Consider the following 19,013-nt stretch of genomic DNA (forward strand, 5'->3'; position numbering starts at 1 on the left):
AACCGTCGGAAGGGCTTTTTACCTCGGGTTCGCTGACGGTCGTAATGACTGACGAGTGGACTGCCGGGATCGTCACGGATCGCGGCGGTGATGACCCCCCGACCGTCGCGGAGTGGCGACCGGTTTCGGTCCCCGGTCGACCGGCGGCGGTCGCCGGCGAGGGACCGATCGCGTACCGAACGACGGTCGCGGACCCCCGAACTGACGCCACCGAGCGCGCGCTCCTCGACGTTCGCGGCGCCTACGACCGCGCGACGATCTGGATGAACGGCACGCGGCTTGCCGTACACGAGCCACACTTCGTCCCGGCCTGCCTCGAGTTCGATCCCGAACCCGAGAACGAACTGCTCGTCGTCTGCGAGCGCCCGGAGACCTTCGCCGGCGTCTACGGTACCGACGCGGTTCCCGACCGGCTCGGAACGCCCGGGATCTGGTGGGGGCTCGAGGTCGAGTCGCGACCGCGAACCTTCCTCCGGGAGTTCGAGGCTCGCCCCCGATTGGGGACGGATTCGACGTCGGCGACGGACGCCGACGCGACCGCGGCCACAGCGCCGAACGCGATCACCGACGGCGCGGGTGCCGCGATCGACGTGACCCTCGAGGTCGACGCCGGTGCGTCGATCGACGACGCGGTGACGCTGTCGCTGCGTCCGGAGGGGTTCCGCGGCGGCGCGTCGATGGAGCGCGTCCCGGTCGCGGCCGACGCGGGCGAGCGAACGACGGTATCGAAGACGATTCCGATCCGGGAGCCGTCGCTGTGGTGGCCCCGCGAGTACGGCCCGCAGAATCGGTACACCGTCCGCGCGAAACTCGGCGGTGACACCGTCGAACGGACCGTCGGCCTCCGTCACGTCGAGCGCGACGATGACGGCCTCCTGGTCAACGGTCGAGGCGTCCGGGCCCGCGGCTTTACGCGCCTGCCCGGCGGCGACCCGCGCGAGGATGTCCGCCGCGCCGTCGACGCGAACGCGACGCTGCTTCGGCCGCGTGCACACGTCCCGCCGCGATCGTTCTACGAGGCCTGCGACGAGGCCGGGGTCCTCGTCTGGCAGGACCTGCCCGCGAGCGGGTCCGATCTTCCGGCCGACCGGGGAACGGAACTGGCGGCTACACTGGCCCGCGAGTACGGAACCCACCCCAGCCTCGCGATGTACGGCGTTCGGGACCTCCCGACGGACCCGTACGCCGACCCCCTCGGGAGCGGCCTGCTCGCCAAACTCGCCGTGAGATACCGGGCGTGGCAGACCGCGGTCGATCGCGACCCCGCCGCCGCGATCACCGAGGGGCTCCCCGACGAGTTCCCGATCGTTCCGGTAACGGGTCCGCCGGGGACCGATCCGGACGCCGCCCGGCTTTTTCCGGGCTGGCAGTACCTCGAGGCCGGAGACATCGACTGGCTGCTCGAGACCTACCCGTCGCTCGGCGATCTCGTCGGCGGCTTCGGGGCCGGCTCGCTCGCCGCGGACGACGCCGACCCCGCGGCGATTCCGGGTCTCGAGTCGGCCCTGCTCGAGCGAGGGGCCGCCGACGTGGCGGGGTCACAGCGCGAGCAGGCGCGAACGCTGAAGACGGTCGCGGAGGGGCTCCGGCGGCGGGGCTGTGGCGTCTTCGCGGCGTCGACGCTCCGGGACGGCGCGCCGGGCGGCGGGATGGGCGTCCACACAGCTGACGGCGAGCCGAAGCCGGCCGCCGAGGCGATCGCGCAGTCGTACGAACCGATTCAGGCCGTCCTCGATGGGCCGGCTGCCCCCGGAACGGTCGGCATTACGCTCTGTAACGATACCCACGAAGAACTCGAGGCCGTCGTCGGCTGGCGGGCCGGCGAGACGACGGAGACGGAACGGGTCGGCGTCGGGCCGCTCGAGACGGCAGCCGCCGGAACGGCCCGGATTCCGCGGGACGCAGACCGGGTCGACCTCGAGGTCTCGGTCGGCGACGAGACGGTTCGTAACCGGTATCGTTTATAAGCCATCTACATATCATGACAGTGGCCAACATAGGCGAACGAGGCCCCTGCTAACCGGTTTCAGGGGTCTGGCGACCGGTACATTTAAATTATAGGGGCCAATAGTATCTGTCACCAGAACGCCACCGGGGCGCGTATCGCTCGACGATCGATGACAGGAAATCTTATTCACCGAGGTTTCGCAGATCGTGAGCAGTCGCTCCGAACAGTTGATCGGTCTCTCCCGAGTCAGTCGCCGAGCCGTCGGCGACCGACTCGAGCGGCCGTCGGACTGTTTCCCCGGTGCGGGTATGGCACAGAGGTTTGACTAACATGGTAGACGAATCGAAGAACATCGAACTGACAGAGGACGACTTAGAAAACAAATCGAAGGGACAGCTCATCAAGATGGCCGGTCAACTGCGAGACCGGCGAAACGAGCTGAACCAGATGGCCTCCGACCGGGCCTCCAAACGCGACGATCTCAACGCGAAGACCCGCGAGAAAGTCGACGAGGCCCAAGAGCACCGCGAGAAACGCGACGAGCTCAACGAGCAGGTCCAAGAACACAAGGAGAGCCGCAACGAGCTCAACGCCGAGGCCAACGAGCTGTTCGACAAGGTCGAGGAGCTCAAATCGGACATGGAGCTCGACGAGGGCAAGGACCTCGAGGAGCTCGAAGAAGAGATCGAGGAACTCGAGTTCAAACAGCAGACCGAGGTTCTCTCGAGCGAGGACGAGAAGGAACTCATCGAGAAGATCGAGAACAAGCGCGAGGAGTACGAGGAGCGCAAGCAGAAACTCGATCAGAACGAGGACCTCGAGGAGCTCGTCGAGGAAGCCGAGCAAGTCCGATCGGACGCCTCCCAGCACCACCAGAAGGTCACGGAGCTCGCGGACAAGGCCCAGGAACACCACAACCAGATGATCGAGGCCTATCGGGAGGCCGACGACATCCGTGACGAAGCCGACGAGATGCACGAGAAGTTCGTCGAGGCCCAGGAGGCCGCCGACCGCCACCACGAGGACTTCGTCCGCGTCCAGAAGCGCCTGCGCGAACTGGACAAGAAGGAAGAGGAAGAGCGCAAGTCCGAGCGCGACAAGAAGAAAGAAGAGGCCAAAGAGGAGGCCGAGGAGATCTATCAGAAGTTCAAGGAAGGCGAGACCCTCGACACCGAGGACCTGATGAAGCTCCAGAAGACAGGACTGCTCTAAGTCGATTCCGTCTACCGCGATTTCTCTTCCCGAGTTTTCGGGTTTCTCGAGCCTTCGTATAGTGACGGCTCTGCGACCCGTTCTGACACGGCCGAGCGCGTCGCTCCTGCGGCCGGTCGCTCCGTCGTGACAGTTCCGGTGACGTTCTCATTTCGTGTGATCGAATCGTGCTCTTTTCTCCGCACGCGTCTTCGATCCGATCGAGCACAGACATGACAGCCAACGAACAGCGCTCGGCCGAACAGACGACTCCTCGAGAGCGACTCACCGAGTTCTACGCTGCCTTCAATCACGTCGTCACGGATCGGGGCGGTACGGACGAACTGGCATCGCTACTGACGGACGATATCACGTGGGTCGACGCCACGACCGGCGAACGGGGCGAACGGACCAGTTCGGGGATCGAGAGCGTCCTCGAGAACGCGGTGCGGGCTCCGGGCCGGCGAGCCGATCACCTCCAGGCGCTCCCGGAGCGGTTCATCGACGCGGGTGACACGATGATCGTAGCGGGAGCCTACGTCGGCACGGTCGGCGAGAATTCCTTCGATATCGCGTTCGCCCACGTGTTCGACCTGCGAGACGGACGGATACGGCGGTGTACGGCCTACAGGGATACCGCGCTCGAAGAGCGGGTATTCGATGCCTAACGCCGTGTATTCGGGGCGAAACGGGAGCGCGGTTCGACACCGTCAGTTATCCGATCTATAACAATGCAACAAGACCCCCACCTATCGGTCATGCAACGACACAGGGACGACGCGAGCGTGCTCGTGCCCGGGATCGACGCACCGAGCACCGTTGCCTGTCTCCGCTCACTCAACCCGCGCGGCGTCCGGACTATCGTGGGCTCCGAGTCACGGTCGACCCCGGCGGCCAGCTCGGCCTATCGCGACGAGTTCGTTCGCCTCCCGGATCCGGAAACGGACCTCACTGAATACGGGGACGCGCTGCTCTCGCTTGCCGAGCGCCCGGACGTGCAGACGATTATTCCGGTCCGCGAGGAAGACGTCTACGTCCTCGCACAACGCAAAGAGGAGTTCGCCGACGAGATCGCGACGCCGTGGCCGGAGTTCGAGACCCTCCGACGGGTTCAAGACCGAGTCGACCTCTTCGCGGCCGCCGACGCGGCCGGGGTCGGTTCCCCCGAGACCGAACTCCTCGATCAGTGGGACGACTGGAGTCGGGAGACGATCGTGAAACCGCGTTACACCGTGGCCTCGCCCGCCTACCTCGGCTCGCGGTTCGACGACGCCGAGATCGGCTCGACGGAGTACCAGCGCCCGGACACCCGGCCGGATCCGCAGGCGGCCCTCGAGAAGCGCGGTCACGTCCCGATCGTCCAGGAGCGGGTCCCCGACTCGCGGGAGTTCGGGTTCTTCGCGCTCTACGACCACGGAACGCCGGTCGCGACCTTCCAGCACTGCCAGCGCAGGGGCTGGAAGTACTGCGGCGGCCCCAGCGCCTACCGGGAATCGGTCCACATTCCCGAACTCGAGACCGCCGGCCGCGCCCTGCTCAGCGAACTCGACTGGCACGGGCTCGCGATGGTCGAGTTCCTGCGCGACCCCAGCGACGGCGAGTTCAAACTGATGGAGATCAACCCGCGGTTCTGGTCGTCGCTCCCGTTTTCGGTGCGCGCGGGCGCGGACTTCCCGTACTACTACTGGCAGTTGGCGATGGACGAGCCGATCGCTACGGACCCGACGTACGAGGTTGAGATGGGCGGCCACCTCCTCCGGGGCGAACTCAGCTACTTACACAGCGTCGCGACCGAGGAGTACCCGCTCGTCGACCGGCCGTCGCTCGGGACGGCCGTACGCGAGGTGGCCACGTCGCTCGTCGACCACCCGCGATTCGATTACGCGGTCACCGACGATCCGGTGCCGTTCTTCCAGGACGGCGTGAACCTCGTCCGGGCGTGGCTGGATAGCCGGTCCGACGAGGATCACGCGACCGAGACCGAGCGGGACGCCGAAACCCGGGCCGAGATCGAGACGGAACTCGGGGACGGCGGCGCGGACCCGACCGAGGCGGGGCCGTCAGCGGACGGCGACCCGACGCGGTCGGCCCAGACCGACGGCGGATCCCGATCCGACTCGAGGCGGCGCTAACTGGACGAATCTACACTTTTTCACGTTCGACCGCCGGGCGGACGGGTTACCGAGCGGGAGCGGACTCCGGACGCGAGTCCGAGAGCCACGACTCGAGTACGTCCCAGCCGACCGTTCCGAGGAACCCGCCGGCAAACAGCGCAACGAGGAGTTCGACCCACGTTTCGTCGGTGCCAAGCGCGCCGATGAAACCGCCGATCACGGCTCCCACGACTATCGTCGGTATCGTCCGATCCCACGCGTGCTCGATGACAGCGCCTCCCGTTCCGAGACCGGCCGCGACGAGGAGAACGCCCGCATTCGTCTCGATTTCCCCGGCTCGACCGGTGATGACGGCATACGTTCCGAGGACGAGCATCCCGCCGCCTGCGACGAGTAGGTCCCTCCTGCGCTGGTCCATCGATTGGTAATACTGTTCACCGTTAATTAAAACCATCTGATGGGTTTCTCCTCAGAACGTCAACGCTTAACGGGACCCGCTCCGAGGTATCGATATGACTCGAGGTGCTATCCGTGGTCAGTAGCGACGGTCTCGATCGACTCCTGACGGTCGTCCTCGGCGGACTCGCGTCCGCGGCGGTCGCCATCGCCCTCTTTATCATCTACCCGGAGACGCTGACGGATCTGTTGGGCGTGCTGGTCGCGCTCGCGGTCGTCCTCCTCGGCCTGCGGCTCACGAGCAACGCTGCCGAGTCGCTGTTTCCGACCTACGACGTCGCCGAGGTCGCCGTCGAGGGGCCGATCAGTCGCGACGGCGGCGGCGGGCCGCTCCCGACCAGTCCCGGCTCGACGCCGGCAGACGACGTCGTCGACCAGATCGACCGCGCGAACGAGGACGAGAGCGTGCGAGCACTCCTCCTGAAGCTGAACACGCCCGGCGGCGAGGTCGTTCCCAGCGACGACATCCGTCTCGCGGCCGAGCGCTTCGACGGCCCGACCGTCGCCTACGCGACCGACGTCTGTGCCAGCGGCGGCTACTGGATCGCCAGCGGCTGTGACGAACTCTGGGCCCGCGAGGGCTCGATCGTCGGCTCGATCGGGGTCATCGGCTCCCGGGTCAACGCCAGCGACCTCGCCGAGAAGGTCGGCCTCTCCTACGAGCGCTTCGCCGCCGGCGACTACAAGGACGCCGGCACCCCGCTGAAGGAACTCGAAGAGGAGGAACGCGCGTACTTGCAGGGACTGATCGACGACTACTACGACACCTTCGTCGAGCGGGTTAGCGACGGCCGCGATCTCGAGCCCGAGTTCGTCCGCGACACCGAGGCGCGGATCTACCTCGGCGAGGAGGCCTACGAGATGGAACTGGTCGACCACCTCGGCACGCGCCGGGAGATCGAGACCGAACTGGCCGACCGCCTCGAGACGGACGAGGTGACAGTCGAGGAGTTCGAACCCGAGCGGCCGCTGATGGCCCGCGTCGGCGCGGGTGCCCAGCAGGTCGCCTACGCCTTCGGGGCCGGTATCGCGGGTCTCGGTGACGGGCGCGGCTTCCGACTGCGGAGCTAATCCCGAGGTCGGCCGCTCGAGCGGTCGTCATCGCGGTCGAGACGGACGGGACCGTTCGAACGAGTAAGTGGTTTTATCGTTGCACAGAATGGATCGGCTACCGTGACAACGCTGGTCGTCTGTCTCGACCGGACCGACGACGTGGGCCGCAAGACCGGCCTCCGCTCGCCCATCGTCGGCTGGGAGGCAGTTCGTGCGCTCGTGACCGATGTCGGCCTCGCGGATCCGGAGGACTCGGGAGTCAATACCTTGCTCGAGTCGCTGCGGGTCGCCCAGAACCTGCGCGACGAGAACGAGGAGGTGGTCGTCGCGGTCGTCTCCGGGGATCACGAATCGATGGTGTCGGCGGATCGGGCGGTCGCCGAGCAACTCGACGACCTCATCGCCGACTACGAGCCGGACTCGGCGGTCGTGGTGACCGACAGCGCCGAAGACGAGCGGTTGATTCCGATCGTCGAGAGCCGGGTTCGAGTCGACTCCGTCGATCGCGTGGTCGTCCGGCAGGCCCGCGACATCGAGTCGACCTACTACCTGCTCAAGCAGTTCCTCGCGGACGAGGAACTCCGCCAGACCGTCCTCGTTCCGATCGGGTTGACGCTCCTGGTCTTTCCGCTGCTCGCGACCACCGTCGGCCCCGCGACGGGCGCGGCCGCGATCACCACCGTCATCGGTCTGTTTCTGCTCTACAAGGGCTTCAACGTCGACGAATTCCTGACCAGATTCGCCCACCAGACGCGGGAATCGCTGTACTCCGGGCAGGTCTCGGTCGTCACCTACGTGGTCGCTGCCGGGCTCACGTTCGTCGGCCTGTTCGTCGGCGCGCTCGGCGTCTCGAACCTCGGCGACACGCCGGGGGTCGTGATCCCGGCGACCCGGTTCGCCTTCGACAGCGTCCCGTGGCTCGCGATGGCCGCGCTGACCGCCAGCGCCGGCCGACTGCTCGACGAGGCGATCGGCGACGATCCGATCCGGACGTCCTTTCTCAACCTGCCGTTTATCGTCGTCGCCGTGGGGCTCGTCGTCCGCGGGTTCGCCGCGTACTTCCTCGAGCAACAGGACGTGATCGAGCCGTTCGTGGTCTCGGCGTACGAACTCGGCATTCTCTCGAACGAGCGGTTCGTGATGGGCGCCGGCGAACGACTCGCGCTGTTCGTCGTCACCGCCATCGTCGTGAGCCTCGTCGGGGCCAGAATCGCGTCGTCGGTCAGCGGCTCGAGCGACGCCGCCGAACGCAGCGACGGCGGCTCGGACACGACGCTCGCAAACGGCGGCGCGACCGATGCGAGCGGCGACCGCGAACCGGACTCCGGTGCCGACGCGGGCGCGAACCCCGAGGTCGAACCGGTTCCAGACGTGACTGATCCCGAGCGCACCGACGGCGGCGCAGACGCGAACGCGAATCCGGAGTCGTCCGGGGAGCGAGACCGCTAACTCGTCTCGGACTCGGTATTCATTTATCAGTTCCCGCCGACCATCGACTATGAGCGACGCAGACGGCGCGTGGGTGAGCCTCTTTTCGGGCGGCAAGGACTCGTCGTGGGCGCTGTACCGCGCCCTCGAGGCGGGGCTGTCGGTCGAGCGGCTGGTCACGGTCCACCCCGCGGGCGACTCCTACATGTATCACGTCCCCGCGACCGAGTTGGCGGCGCTGGCCGCCGAGAGCATCGGTATCGAACTGATCGACATCGAACCCGACGACTTCGCGGCCGACGCGGCCACCGATTCGAGCGCCCAGGGCGACGACGAACTCGAGCCCCTGGAGGCCGCACTCGCAGACCTCGACCGCGAACTCGCGGGGGGCATCGCGGGCGTCACGGCGGGGGCCGTCGAGAGCGAGTACCAGACGAGCCGTATTCAGGGCATGTGCGACCGGCTCGGCTGCGACCTCTTCGCCCCGCTCTGGCAGGAGGAGCCCCGAGAACTGGCCGACGCGATGCTCGAGGCCGGCTTCGAGATCGAGATCATTCAGGTCGCGGCCCGCGGACTCGACGAGTCGTGGCTGGGCCGGACCCTCGACCGCGAGGCGATCGAAGAACTCGAGGTGCTCAACGAGGAGTACGGCGTCCACATCTTGGGTGAGGGCGGCGAGTTCGAGACGTTCGTAGTGGACGGATCGCACATGGATCGGCGGATCGACCTCGAATACGAGACGGAATGGGAGGGAACACGGGGACAGGTGCGGATTACGGACGCGCAGTTGGAGTAGGGTACTGTACCGCGAGCGAACGACGTGAGCGAGCGGCTTTTTGGTCCAGATTTTTGCGCGAGCGGTGAGGGAGCGACGCGACCGAATCCGAGCGGAAAAAGGTGGTTCTGAGACGTTCGTGGGGACGGCCGCACATGGATCGGCGGATCGACCTCGAGCACGAGACGGAGTGGGAGGGAACCCGAGGGCGGGTGCGGATTACCGACGCGCGACTAGAGTGACGGTTCGAAGGGAATCGCGTCGAACCCGCCTCGCGAAAGCTGTCATGCTCCGAACGTGTTTTATAAGACGACTAGCCTAGTAGCAACTCATGATCTCGAGACGGAATCTCCTTCGGCAAGGAGTCGGACTCGGAGCGGCCGGCGGCGTCGCGAGCCTCGCCGGCTGTAACGATACTACGGCGGGCGACACCGAGTCCGAAACCGAGACCGACGGTGGGCCCACGAGCTACACCGAGTGGCTGTCCGACCCGACCGACCGCGATGTCGGCGAGGTCCAGTTCGGGTACACGGACGTCGCCGGGCTCCTCGAGGACGACGCGTTCGTGAAAGCCGACACGATGCGGGAGTCCTATCGAGACGTGTTCGGCGAGCGGTTCGACATCGAGTCCGTAGCCTACTCGCTCACCGTCGACCGGCTGTTCGTTCTGTCGGGCGAGTTCGACGGGAGTACGATCGCGGCCGACCGCGGCCTCGAGGACGACGGGCGGTATGGGGAGTTCGACATCTATACCGGCGCTCCCGGCGGGTTCGCGTTCGCGGCGACCGACGAGTATCTCGTCGCCGCCACCGATCCGACCGGCCGGGAGCGCGGTCCCCGAGCGGCCCTCGAGTCGGCGATCGACGCCGCCAACGGCGACGGCGATCGGTTCGTCGACGAGAGCGACGAATTCTCGCGGCTGGTCGCGGAGTTACCGGCCGGCGCGGTCGTGAGCGGGACCGTCTCGACCGAACCCGACGCGGGGACCGGTGGGAACGACCGTCGCGTCGGCGTCGGCACGTCACAGCGACTCTCCGACGATCGGTTGATCACCGGTGGAGTGATCCGATACGCGGACGAGGACGCGGCCGACGCCGCCGACCTCGAGACGGCGGCCGATGACTTCACTGTGGAGACCGCCGCTGTCACCGAAATCGCACAGGAGGGTCGAACGGTGACCGTCACCGTCGAAACAGCGCCCGAGGACATGACGTTGAATCTCCCCTGAGACTCGTTGCGACGATTGGTGACGGCGACTCCGGCGACTGCTCGCTGCCGCGCTCGAGGGCGACGTTTCGAGTGACGGGCCAACCGCTATGCGCTCGTGCGTCGACGCCTCCGCTATGATCGAAAGCGATCGAGACCTGTTCGTCCGAGAACTGCGGGAACTCTACCACATCGAGCGCGAACTCGAGGAACTCCAGTCGGGGCTGGCCGAGGCCGCGACCGACGAGGACCTCGAGGAGTTCTTCATGGCCCACAGCGAGGCGACGACCGAACAGATCGCCCGTCTCGAGCCCATCTTCGAGGGGATCGAGGCCGAACCCGCACCGGTCGAGAACCCGGCGCTCGAGGGGCTGCGGACCGACCGCGAGGAGATCGTCGACGACCTGACCGATCCGGTGCTCGGTGACCTCGTCGAGACCGAACTGGGTCGGGGCATCGAACGCCTCGAGATCACGAAACTCGAGACGCTGTTGACGCTGGCCGATCGGATGAACCTGCCCGCGGAAATCGTCGAACCGCTCGAGACGACGAAGGCGGAGGCGGAGACCGGCCTCGCCGAAGTGCGGGAGCTAACCGCGTGAGTCCGCAGAGTCCGAACGGGCCGCCGCGTCGATCGGTGTTCCGTGCCTCCGGACCACCGCCTCGCGTTCGTCCGGGTCCGTCGCCGCCCACCACGCGAGGCGATCGATCTCGAGGGCCGTATACGGCGACGTGATCGACAGCCACTCGCCGGACGCGATCGTCCGCAAGTCGGTCGCCGTGTCGAGCGGCGACGACGCGAGTTCGGCGTCGACGGCGTCGATCAGGGCCGCGACCGCCGGTCCGGGTCTGATCGTCTCGACGCCGGCGAGCTGGCGCAGGTACTGGAAACTCGAGGGGCCGACACCGGCGATCGAGCCGACGGGATCCTCGGCGTATCGGTAGTGATCCGCCGCGCTCGCCCACGCGAACAGCGCGTCTAAATCGGCGGTTTCCGGCCGCGCTGCGAGGACGCGAGCGGCCTCGAGCAGGACGCGTCGGTTTCGCTCGGCACCGAAGGCGGCCGCGAGCGCCTCGTCCTCGCGGTCGAGCGCGGCGAGGTCCGCAAACGAGTCGACGGAACCGGTCGCGACGACGGTCTCGTGAAACCGGGTCACGGCCGGGACGATGCCGTCGAGAAAGTCCCGTCCGGTCGTCGAGGCCGCGGCCTCGGCGAGGAGCAACACGGGATCGTCACCGGTCCAGCGCCGGTACTCGCGGCAGTCGGCCGCGAGTTCCCCAGCGGGTACCCCGTCGGCGTACGGCTCGAGGACCGCCCGGACCGTCTGGTCGGAACTCATCGCGTTGTCCGCACACGTCACACGGGAGACGTATAGCTGTACGGGTAGAAACGCGCTCGAGCCCGTTACTGGTCCGCGCCGTTCGTAATCGTCGTGTGGGCCCCGATGAGCGCACCGGCGAGGTCCAACTCCTCGATGTGGGTCCCCTGATCGATGATCGAGCGGCGGATGTCGCCGTTCTGGACCGTCGCCTCCGGGAAGATGACCGTGTGCTCGAGGTCGGTGCCCTCGAGCGTGACGCCGTCCATGACGTGGACGTTCTCGCCGATCGTAGTGTCCTCGAGCGTCGCCGAGTCGGCGACCAACGATTCGCCGTCTAGGTGCCACGCGACGGCGTCGAGGTAGCTCTCGGGGGTCCCGATGTCGAACCACGCGCCCTCGAACGTGTAGGCGTAGGTGGTCTCGCGGTTTTGTAGCCACTGAACGAACCAGCCCGGCTCGTCGGGATTGTTCCCGTCCTCGAGGTAGGTCGGGAGGAGGTCGAGCGACTCGCGGGGGAACGCGTAGCAGGCGATGGAGACGAGCGTGCTCTTGGGATCGTCCGGCTTCTCCTGAAAATCGACGATGCGGTCGCCCTCGAGTTCGACCAGCCCGTAGGACTTGGCCTTCTCGCGGGAGCCGACGTCGTAGGCGGCGAGGGTGGGCGCGTCTCGCTCCTGAAAGTAGTCGAGGAAGTCGGCGACGTCGAAGCTCATCAGGTTGTCGCCGGCGATGATCAACAGGTCGTCGTCGACGTCCTCGCGGTCGATCAGCTGTGCGAGCGCGCCGACGACGCCGAACTTGTCGTCTTCTTCGGTCGTCTCCTCGATCGAGAGCTGTGGCTTGTCGAAGTCGCTGTCGGCGAGGTGGGCCTCGAAGTCGGGGGCGAACCGCTCGTTCGTGCTGACGTAGACCTCCTCGATCCGATCGTCAGCCTCGAGTTCGGCGAAGATGCGATCGACGACGGTCGACTCGCCGATCGGGAGGAACATCTTGGGCCGGTGTTTGGTAATCGGCCACATTCGCGTCGCGTACCCGCCTGCAAGGACGACGGCCTTCATGACCCGATGTTCACCTGCACCGGGTAAGTTACTTGCCCTTTCACCGGTTTGCTGTGACGCTCGAGTCGCCGACGCGAGACTCCACAGAGTGATTCTCGCCGCGCTGGCTGACGGCCGACAGTATAAATGCACGACCCTCGTGAGCCAACGTATGCGAGAGGCCGACGAAACGACGCGACAGCGACTCGCCGACTCCCTCCGCACCGAACCCGCGACGCCGAGCGAACTGGCCACCCGGCTCGATCTCACGCCACACGCGGTGATCCGCCACGTCGAACACGTCTCCCAGTCGGTCGACGGGACCGACGAACAGCTGCTCGTCGCACCGCCGACCTGTCGTGACTGCGGGTTCGACGACTACGACGACCTGCTGAACCTCCCCTCGCGGTGTCCCGACTGCAAGAGCGAGTCGATCGACGAGCCGACGTTCACGATCGAGTGAGCGCGACTGACAGTCGCCACTCCCGGACTGTAATCAACTGCTGATAATTCCGGGACCAATCCGATACTAATATTTAGGGCGCAGGCGAGAACCCGACACGAACACTCGAGCGAACGGCGGCCGCCGAACCGCCGCGATGTCGTTCCGTTCTCCGCTGCGGCCGTTCGACTCGAGACCACCGAACACATGACTTCCAAATCCCACTCGGAGCGCGACTGCGTCGAGTTCGTCCGAACGGTACTCGACTGGCTCGACGAGCACGACGAGTCCGACGCGTCGGCCGAGTCGCTCGACGACGCGTTCGCACTCCTCGCGGACCAGCGCCGTCGGCTGTTGCTCGCGGTCATGCAGACCTACGGCGAGGAACTGACGCTTCCGGACGCGGCCGAGGAAGTCGCCGTTCGCGAGACGGGCCACAGCGTGACGAACATCTCGGCCGAACGGGTCCAGGAGGTCTATCTCTCCCTGTACCACGACCACCTCCCGCGGCTCGTCGACGCCGGACTGCTCGAGTACGATCAGGAGCGAGACCTCGTCGCGCCCGACGCGGTCTAGAACTCCACGTTCGAGGTCGAGGTCCGATCGAGGTCGTCGCCCTCGAGCGGGCCGGTCCCGACGAACTCGTAGGCCTCGTCGGTCAGGTAGACGTCGCCGTCGGACACGGCGACCTCGAGATCGGTGAGGTACGCGCCCTCACAGGGGCCGAACGTACAGCGCCCGGAGTCGGCCTCGAAGTACGCGCCGTGGTTCGCACAGACGAGTTCGCCGTCTCGCATCGGCGCGCCCGACCCCTTGTCGAGTTTGATGTGCGTGAGATGCTGGCAGTAGTTCAGCCAGCAGGCGATTCCCTCGTCCGTGTCAGTGTCGGGCGACGACTCGCCGCCGTCTGCGTCCGTCGCCGCGTCCGCGACGAGGATCGCTTCCAGCTCCTCGCCGGCCTCGTCGGCGACGCGAAATAGAAACGTCGAGTCGTCGGGAACGTCCGAAAGCGCCGTGATCCGTCCTGTCTGCATCACCCTCCGGTTACGGGTCGGTCGCCCTGAACGTTACGACAACGAGCGAGCAAATGTCTGACGGAGTTTTAACCCACTCTCCGCCAAACGCCGCCTATGGACTCCCTTCTCATCTACGGCTCCTACGGCTACACGGGGCGGCTGATCGCACGCGAGGCCGTCGCTCGCGGCGGCTCGCCCGCTCTCGCCGGCCGGAACGGCCGCGCCGTCGCCGCCCGAGCCGACGAACTCGGCGTCGAGGGCCGAACCTTCGACCTCGAGTCGGCCGACATCGCCTCCCATCTCGCGACGTTCGATGCCGTTCTCAATTGCGCCGGGCCGTTCGTCGAGACGGCCGAGCCGCTGGTCGAGGCCTGTCTCGAGACGGACACGGACTATCTGGATATCACGGGCGAGTTTCCGGTGTTCGAGTGTCTGCGCCAGCGCGACCCCGCGGCTCGAGCGGCGGGGATCACGCTGCTTCCCGGCGTCGGCTTCGACGTCGTTCCCTCGGACTGTCTGGCGGCCTTTCTCGCCGAACAGCTCCCCGACGCCGACCGGTTGGCGCTCGGGATCAAAGGCGGCGAGGGGATCTCGCGGGGCACCGCCCGGACGCTCGTCGAGCACCTCGGCGGCGGCGTCGTCCGGCGGAACGGCCGACTCATTCAGGTCCCGACCGCGTTCCGAACGCGCGAGGTCGACTTCGGCGACGGTCCCGAGCACGCCGTCACGGTCCCGTGGGGCGACGTCGTCACCGCCGCCCACAGCACCGGTATCGAGTCGGTCGAGGTCTACGCAGCCGCCCCGCCGTGGGCGACCAGCGTCCTGTCGGCCGTCGACTCCCTCGAGTGGCTCCTCGAGAGCCGGCCCGTCGAGGGGCTGTTGAAGCGGCTGATCGATGCCCGCCTCAACGGGCCGGACGAACAGCAGTTGGCGACCGGCAGCGCCGTCGTCTGGGGCGAGGTCCGCGACGAGACCGGCGACCGGTGCGCCCGCGCCCGACTCCGAACGCCGAATCCCTACGCGCTCACGGTCGAGTCCGCGGTGACGGCCGCCGAGCGAGTGCTCGAGAGCGACGGGATGCCGGCCGGCTTCCAGACGCCCGCGAGCGCGTTCGGGAGCGAGTTCGCGCTCGAGCTCACGGGAACCGAGCGCGAACTACTAGAGTCACCGCTCGAATCGGGCGAGGCGAGTCCCTCGGTCGCCGAGTCCGACGACTGAGTCGCCCGTCGCTATCGCGTCGAACCACACGGCGCGGAATCGGAATCGAAACCGTTCAATCGCTGAATAGGTTTTTATCCTCTCGGTCATCTCACTCGATATAGATGTCCTCAACTCAGCCCTCCCTTCGCGACCGGTTCCGCGACGATCTCCGCTCCGGATCCCTGCCGGTCCTTCTCACGGCGGTCCCGATCGCGATGGCGGTCGGCACGGGCAGCGCGTGGTACTGGGACGAGTTCGCGGGCGGCTTTCTGCTGCTCGTCACGATCGGCGTGCTCGTTCCCTCCGCACACGAAGAGTACGGGCCTCGAGGTCAGTCGTGGTCGCGAGACGTCCTGTGGACGATCGCCGCATCGGCCGTCGCCACCGGCCTGTTCACGTGTGGCTATCTGATCGCCGGAACCCTGCTCACACAGTCGATCTACCGCGCGACGATCGCGTTCCTGTTGACGTACCTTGGCGGCGGCAGCACCCTATTCTGGCTGCGCTGACGCAGTCAGTGATCGTTCTCAGCTCTACCGGTAACACGACTCCTCGACGCGTTCGTCGTACAGGCGCGACAGCCGGTCAGTCACGGGCCCGCCGCCAATGGCGTGCCCGTCGAGCGTCTCGATCGGCCGGAGTTCCCACGTCCGATTCGTGAGAAACGCTTCATCGGCCTCGAGCACGGCCGCCGGCTCGTACCGCCCTTCGCGGACCGAGATCCCGGCGTCACGAGCCATCTCGAGGACGATTCCCCGCGTGATTCCCGGCAGCACGGGGCCGTCGGTCGACGGCGCGTGTACCGTCCCGTTGCGGACGAAAAACAGGTTGCTCGTGGCCCCTTCCGCAATTGCGCCGTCGAGATCGCACATGAGCGCCTCGTCCGCGTCGCCCTCGAGGTCTCCGCGAGCGAGGATTCCGTTCAGGTAGTTGTGCGTCTTGGCCCCGGCCGGGATCGCCTCGTCGGGGACCCGTCGCGTTTCGACCGTCTGGACCGTCGCCGGGCCGTCCCAGACGGACTTGCCCTCGAGACCACCGCGCGGAAGCGGCTTGACGTAGACGACGACCGTCGGATCGACCACGGGCTGGGGCGTGAGTTTGCCCGGCTGCACCCCGCGCGTGATCGAGAGGCGGACGTAGGCGTCCGCGAGGTCGTTGGCCGCGAGCGTCTCGTCGATCCGCGAGCGCAGGTCCGCGGCCGACAGCCCGTGCTCGAGCGAGAGGGACTCGCAGGTCCGCTCGAGTCGCTCGGCGTGGTCGTCCCACGCGAAGACGGTCCCGCCGTAGGCCCGGAGCGTCTCGAAGGCGGCGTCGCCGTACCGGAAGCCGCGGTCGTCGACGCTGACGGTGGCGTCGCTCGCGGGGACGAGGTCACCGTCGACGTGGTAGTGCAGTTCGTCGCTCATGCTCGGTTTTCACCCCGATCGGCCGCCGCGGCGAACCGACAGAAGTTCTCGATCAGCCGCTTGCCGAGCTCGAGCGAGATGTCGTCGCCGGAGCCGTCGTCCGTACCGTTCGTACCATCTGTACCGTCCGCCCCATCCGATCCGGTCGCCGCGTCGGGCTGGGCCCGCGTAAGTATGCTCTCGGGGTGGAACTGCACGCCGAGATGGGGCTTCTCGCGGTGGCGGACCGCCATCAGGACGCCGCGTTCGTCCGTCGTTCGGGCGGTCTCCGCGAGCGATTCCGGCAGGTCCGCGCGCTGGACCGACAGCGAGTGGTAGCGACCGACCTGAAACGTCTCGGGGAGCCCGGCGAACAGGCCCTCGCCGCCGTGGGTGATCGCCGACGGTTTCCCGTGGACGACGTCGGGTGCGTGGACGACCGGCGCGCCGTTGGCCGCACACAGCGCCTGATGACCGAGGCAAACGCCGAGGATCGGGATCTCGGTCTCGGCGAACAGCGGCATCGAGATGCCCGCCTCCTGTGGCGTTCCGGGACCCGGCGAGACGACGATCCCGGTCGGCTCGAGGTCGCGAACGCCCGCGACGTCGATGTCGTCGTTCCGCCGGACGATCACGTCGTCCGCGATCTCGCCCACGTACTGGACGAGATTGTACGCGAACGAGTCGTAGTTGTCCACGACGAGGATTCGGGTTTCGGGTGCGGACTCAGTCACCGGTCTCACCTCCGTCGGCTCGCTTTGAGTCCGCTTCGCCGTCCGCCTCGAGTCCCATATCGGCCCGCTGACCGAGCGCGTCGTCGACGGCCGCGATGAGCGCGCGGGCCTTGTCGAGGGTTTCGTCGTACTCGCGATCGGGATCGGAGTCGTGGACGATGCCCGCGCCGACCCGCAGGTGGTACTCGTCGGCGTGGCGGACCAGCGTCCGAATGACGATATTGAGGGTGGCTCGGCCGTCGAAGCCGAAGATACCGACGCTACCCGTGTAGGGGCCGCGACGGGTCGCCTCGAGTTCGTCGATGATCGCCATCGTCCGCGGCTTCGGCGCGCCGGTGATCGTGCCGCCGGGGAACGTCGCCGCGACGGCGTCGGCGAGGGTCGCGTCTGGTCGCAGTCGGCCGGTGACGTTCGACACGAGGTGCATCACCTCGGCGTAGCGGTCGATCCGGCGGTACTCCTCGACGTCGACGGAGCCGTAGGTACAGACCTTCCCGAGGTCGTTGCGCTCGAGATCGACCAACATCGCGTGCTCGGCGCGTTCCTTTTCGTCCGTCAGCAGATCCGCCTCGAGCGCGTCGTCTTCTTCGGGCGTGTCTCCGCGCGGGCGCGTGCCGGCGATGGGTTCGGTTCGGACGGACTCCCCCTCGCGCTCGAGCAGCAGTTCGGGGCTCGCGCTCACCAGATCGGCCGCCCGGAACTCGAGCAGACAGGAGTAGGGGGCCGGATTGACCCGCCGCAGGGCGTCGTAGGCGGCGACGGGATGGACCGCGGCGGGCGCGACCAGCCGCTGCGAGACGTTCGCCTGAAAGGTGTCGCCGTCGCGGACGTACTCCTTGACTCGGCGCACGCGGTCGGCGAATGCCTCGCGACCGCAGTCGCTCTCGAAGGTCGCTTCCGGGCTCGAGACCGGCGGTTCGCCGATCCCCTTGTCGCCCTCGCGGACGGCCCGCGCGAGGTCCAGCGCCCGCTCGCGGCCGCGCTCGTAGGCCGCCTCGAGGTCGCCGTCGGTACCACCGACGGGAATCCGCGGACAGGACGTAATCCGCAGCGTCACGTCGCCTTCAGTCGGTTCCTCCCACGCGACGAGCCGGTCGTAGACCGCGACCTCGAGCCGGGGCAATCCCCGATCGTCGACGGCCGAGTCGGGCAGCGACTCGAGTTCGCGGGCGATATCGTAGGCGAGCCAGCCGACGGCGCCGCAGGGATAGGGCACGTCGCAGTCGCCGCGTGCGAGCCGATCACCCGCGAGCAGCCCCTGGAGCGCGGCGAGGCTCGGCGACCGGTCGCCGTCTCGAGCCCGCGGGACTGCGTCGGCACCGACGGTGAGCCGGTCGACGGGGTCGACGCCGAAGTAGCCCCAGCCGGGCTGGCCGCCGGTCGTCTCGAGGAAGGCACCCCCGTCGCCGTCGCGTGCTCGCCGATAGGCGAGAAACGGATCGTCGACGGTCACGCGGGCTTCGACGGGAACGCGGAGTCCGGCCTGTGTCGCCGACGTGCACTCCTCCTCGTCCGCGGCCGACGCACCGTCGCCGTCGCGAGCGGCGGCGCGAAACGAGTCGAGCGTCGTCACGACGCGCGGATCGCTCATGTGCCTCGAGACGGACCGGGCCAGTAATTCGCTTGCGGTTCCGGGCCCCGACGACGGGAGAGCTAGCCAACGGGTGAAAACAGCGCGGACGAACGAGCGAAAATCGCGTCGAAGA

General features: G+C 67.3%; 20 protein-coding genes and 1 pseudogene. 14 read left to right on the forward strand and 7 right to left on the reverse strand.

All coding sequences use genetic code 11. The features are described from left to right. The first annotated feature begins 44 nt into the window (after positions 1-44). The 4 genes from ACT4ML_RS05805 to ACT4ML_RS05820 all read left to right on the forward strand — a co-directional run bounded on the left by ACT4ML_RS05805 (position 45) and on the right by ACT4ML_RS05820 (position 5,271). Positions 45-1,967, forward strand: coding sequence for a glycoside hydrolase family 2 (locus ACT4ML_RS05805; RefSeq protein WP_444720013.1), 1,923 nt, complete (start codon positions 45-47; stop codon positions 1,965-1,967). A 311-nt stretch (positions 1,968-2,278) separates the two neighbouring features. Continuing rightward, complete coding sequence (locus tag ACT4ML_RS05810) at positions 2,279-3,160, forward strand: coiled-coil protein (RefSeq protein ID WP_138246178.1); 882 nt, start codon at positions 2,279-2,281, stop codon at positions 3,158-3,160. A 212-nt stretch (positions 3,161-3,372) separates the two neighbouring features. Further along, positions 3,373-3,807, forward strand: a complete 435-nt coding sequence (locus ACT4ML_RS05815; protein ID WP_444720014.1) for a nuclear transport factor 2 family protein — start codon at positions 3,373-3,375, stop codon at positions 3,805-3,807. A 90-nt stretch (positions 3,808-3,897) separates the two neighbouring features. Further along, on the forward strand, positions 3,898-5,271 hold the full coding sequence (locus ACT4ML_RS05820; protein WP_444720601.1) for a carboxylate--amine ligase: 1,374 nt from the start codon (positions 3,898-3,900) through the stop codon (positions 5,269-5,271). A 46-nt stretch (positions 5,272-5,317) separates the two neighbouring features. Here ACT4ML_RS05820 and ACT4ML_RS05825 read toward each other — a convergent pair whose 3' ends face one another. After that, complete coding sequence (locus tag ACT4ML_RS05825) at positions 5,318-5,671, reverse strand: hypothetical protein (protein ID WP_444720015.1); 354 nt, start codon at positions 5,669-5,671, stop codon at positions 5,318-5,320. A gap of 113 nt (positions 5,672-5,784) precedes the next feature. Here ACT4ML_RS05825 and sppA point away from each other — a divergent pair, with 113 nt between their 5' ends. The 6 genes and pseudogenes from sppA (at position 5,785) to ACT4ML_RS05855 (ending at position 10,773) form a co-directional block, all read left to right on the forward strand. Then, positions 5,785-6,780 (forward strand): signal peptide peptidase SppA, encoded by a 996-nt coding sequence (sppA, locus tag ACT4ML_RS05830; protein ID WP_444720016.1) that lies wholly within the window; start codon positions 5,785-5,787, stop codon positions 6,778-6,780. A gap of 102 nt (positions 6,781-6,882) precedes the next feature. Then, positions 6,883-8,211 carry a DUF373 family protein gene (locus tag ACT4ML_RS05835; RefSeq protein ID WP_444720017.1) on the forward strand — a complete coding sequence of 443 codons (1,329 nt, stop codon included), beginning with the start codon at positions 6,883-6,885 and terminating at the stop codon, positions 8,209-8,211. A gap of 49 nt (positions 8,212-8,260) precedes the next feature. Next, entirely contained in the window at positions 8,261-8,986 is a 726-nt protein-coding gene (locus ACT4ML_RS05840; RefSeq protein WP_444720018.1) for a diphthine--ammonia ligase, read from the forward strand. Between the two features lie 128 nt (positions 8,987-9,114). After that, positions 9,115-9,207: pseudogene (locus ACT4ML_RS05845) on the forward strand (diphthine--ammonia ligase); the annotation flags it as partial. A gap of 89 nt (positions 9,208-9,296) precedes the next feature. Continuing rightward, complete coding sequence (locus ACT4ML_RS05850; protein WP_444720019.1) at positions 9,297-10,193, forward strand: hypothetical protein; 897 nt, start codon at positions 9,297-9,299, stop codon at positions 10,191-10,193. 115 nt (positions 10,194-10,308) lie between these two features. After that, complete coding sequence (locus tag ACT4ML_RS05855) at positions 10,309-10,773, forward strand: YciE/YciF ferroxidase family protein (RefSeq protein ID WP_444720020.1); 465 nt, start codon at positions 10,309-10,311, stop codon at positions 10,771-10,773. Here the strand turns inward: ACT4ML_RS05855 and ACT4ML_RS05860 are convergent. Then, positions 10,762-11,511 (reverse strand): hypothetical protein, encoded by a 750-nt coding sequence (locus ACT4ML_RS05860; RefSeq protein ID WP_444720021.1) that lies wholly within the window; start codon positions 11,509-11,511, stop codon positions 10,762-10,764. The genes ACT4ML_RS05855 and ACT4ML_RS05860 overlap by 12 nt on opposite strands. Before the next feature lie 65 nt (positions 11,512-11,576). After that, complete coding sequence (locus tag ACT4ML_RS05865) at positions 11,577-12,551, reverse strand: sugar phosphate nucleotidyltransferase (protein WP_444720022.1); 975 nt, start codon at positions 12,549-12,551, stop codon at positions 11,577-11,579. A gap of 151 nt (positions 12,552-12,702) precedes the next feature. On the opposite strand from ACT4ML_RS05865, the gene ACT4ML_RS05870 reads away from it, so the two are divergent. Together ACT4ML_RS05870 and ACT4ML_RS05875 are read left to right on the forward strand one after the other, a co-directional pair. Further along, a complete protein-coding gene (locus ACT4ML_RS05870) occupies positions 12,703-12,993 on the forward strand; it encodes a transcriptional regulator (RefSeq protein ID WP_444720023.1) in 291 nt (96 codons plus the stop codon). 186 nt (positions 12,994-13,179) lie between these two features. Further along, a complete protein-coding gene (locus ACT4ML_RS05875; protein WP_138246166.1) occupies positions 13,180-13,548 on the forward strand; it encodes a DUF7344 domain-containing protein in 369 nt (122 codons plus the stop codon). On the opposite strand, the gene ACT4ML_RS05880 is transcribed toward ACT4ML_RS05875, so the two are convergent. After that, positions 13,545-14,006: a Rieske (2Fe-2S) protein gene (locus ACT4ML_RS05880; protein WP_444720024.1), complete on the reverse strand. Its 462-nt coding sequence runs from the start codon at positions 14,004-14,006 to the stop codon at positions 13,545-13,547. The two genes, ACT4ML_RS05875 and ACT4ML_RS05880, sit on opposite strands and share 4 nt — an antisense overlap. A gap of 96 nt (positions 14,007-14,102) precedes the next feature. On the opposite strand from ACT4ML_RS05880, the gene ACT4ML_RS05885 reads away from it, so the two are divergent. Next, positions 14,103-15,206, forward strand: coding sequence for a saccharopine dehydrogenase family protein (locus ACT4ML_RS05885; protein ID WP_444720025.1), 1,104 nt, complete (start codon positions 14,103-14,105; stop codon positions 15,204-15,206). Positions 15,207-15,310: 104 nt separating this feature from the next. Then, positions 15,311-15,697: a hypothetical protein gene (locus tag ACT4ML_RS05890; RefSeq protein WP_444720026.1), complete on the forward strand. Its 387-nt coding sequence runs from the start codon at positions 15,311-15,313 to the stop codon at positions 15,695-15,697. A 24-nt stretch (positions 15,698-15,721) separates the two neighbouring features. Here the strand turns inward: ACT4ML_RS05890 and ACT4ML_RS05895 are convergent, their stop codons facing one another. Genes ACT4ML_RS05895 through pabB form a run of 3 tightly spaced genes read right to left on the reverse strand, consistent with a single transcriptional unit; the run spans position 15,722 to position 18,898 of the window. Next, positions 15,722-16,594 (reverse strand): aminotransferase class IV, encoded by an 873-nt coding sequence (locus ACT4ML_RS05895; protein ID WP_444720027.1) that lies wholly within the window; start codon positions 16,592-16,594, stop codon positions 15,722-15,724. After that, the gene (locus ACT4ML_RS05900; RefSeq protein WP_444720028.1) at positions 16,591-17,307 is read right to left on the reverse strand and encodes an anthranilate synthase component II; all 717 of its coding nucleotides are present in this window, start codon (positions 17,305-17,307) and stop codon (positions 16,591-16,593) included. Before ACT4ML_RS05900 ends, ACT4ML_RS05895 begins: the two co-directional genes overlap by 4 nt. Continuing rightward, positions 17,300-18,898, reverse strand: coding sequence for an aminodeoxychorismate synthase, component I (gene pabB / locus ACT4ML_RS05905; protein WP_444720029.1), 1,599 nt, complete (start codon positions 18,896-18,898; stop codon positions 17,300-17,302). The genes ACT4ML_RS05900 and pabB overlap by 8 nt, the downstream gene beginning before the upstream one ends. Positions 18,899-19,013: the final 115 nt, after the last annotated feature.

The organism is Natrinema sp. LN54, assembly GCF_052439245.1.
GTDB lineage: Archaea > Halobacteriota > Halobacteria > Halobacteriales > Natrialbaceae > Natrinema > Natrinema versiforme_A.

What these genes read in the sequence shown, in the direction of transcription:
- ACT4ML_RS05875 (WP_138246166.1), top strand. Translation starts at nt 13,180, where the DNA reads ATGACTTCCAAATCCCACTCGGAGCGCGACTGCGTCGAGTTCGTCCGA.
- ACT4ML_RS05850 (WP_444720019.1), top strand. Translation starts at nt 9,297, where the DNA reads ATGATCTCGAGACGGAATCTCCTTCGGCAAGGAGTCGGACTCGGAGCG.
- ACT4ML_RS05855 (WP_444720020.1), top strand. Translation starts at nt 10,309, where the DNA reads ATGATCGAAAGCGATCGAGACCTGTTCGTCCGAGAACTGCGGGAACTC.
- ACT4ML_RS05815 (WP_444720014.1), top strand. Translation starts at nt 3,373, where the DNA reads ATGACAGCCAACGAACAGCGCTCGGCCGAACAGACGACTCCTCGAGAG.
- ACT4ML_RS05825 (WP_444720015.1), bottom strand. Translation starts at nt 5,671, where the DNA reads ATGGACCAGCGCAGGAGGGACCTACTCGTCGCAGGCGGCGGGATGCTC.
- ACT4ML_RS05865 (WP_444720022.1), bottom strand. Translation starts at nt 12,551, where the DNA reads ATGAAGGCCGTCGTCCTTGCAGGCGGGTACGCGACGCGAATGTGGCCG.
- ACT4ML_RS05820 (WP_444720601.1), top strand. Translation starts at nt 3,898, where the DNA reads ATGCAACGACACAGGGACGACGCGAGCGTGCTCGTGCCCGGGATCGAC.
- ACT4ML_RS05870 (WP_444720023.1), top strand. Translation starts at nt 12,703, where the DNA reads ATGCGAGAGGCCGACGAAACGACGCGACAGCGACTCGCCGACTCCCTC.
- ACT4ML_RS05880 (WP_444720024.1), bottom strand. Translation starts at nt 14,006, where the DNA reads ATGCAGACAGGACGGATCACGGCGCTTTCGGACGTTCCCGACGACTCG.
- ACT4ML_RS05860 (WP_444720021.1), bottom strand. Translation starts at nt 11,511, where the DNA reads ATGAGTTCCGACCAGACGGTCCGGGCGGTCCTCGAGCCGTACGCCGAC.
- ACT4ML_RS05840 (WP_444720018.1), top strand. Translation starts at nt 8,261, where the DNA reads ATGAGCGACGCAGACGGCGCGTGGGTGAGCCTCTTTTCGGGCGGCAAG.
- ACT4ML_RS05885 (WP_444720025.1), top strand. Translation starts at nt 14,103, where the DNA reads ATGGACTCCCTTCTCATCTACGGCTCCTACGGCTACACGGGGCGGCTG.
- ACT4ML_RS05890 (WP_444720026.1), top strand. Translation starts at nt 15,311, where the DNA reads ATGTCCTCAACTCAGCCCTCCCTTCGCGACCGGTTCCGCGACGATCTC.
- ACT4ML_RS05805 (WP_444720013.1), top strand. Translation starts at nt 45, where the DNA reads ATGACTGACGAGTGGACTGCCGGGATCGTCACGGATCGCGGCGGTGAT.
- ACT4ML_RS05895 (WP_444720027.1), bottom strand. Translation starts at nt 16,594, where the DNA reads ATGAGCGACGAACTGCACTACCACGTCGACGGTGACCTCGTCCCCGCG.
- pabB (WP_444720029.1), bottom strand. Translation starts at nt 18,898, where the DNA reads ATGAGCGATCCGCGCGTCGTGACGACGCTCGACTCGTTTCGCGCCGCC.
- ACT4ML_RS05810 (WP_138246178.1), top strand. Translation starts at nt 2,279, where the DNA reads ATGGTAGACGAATCGAAGAACATCGAACTGACAGAGGACGACTTAGAA.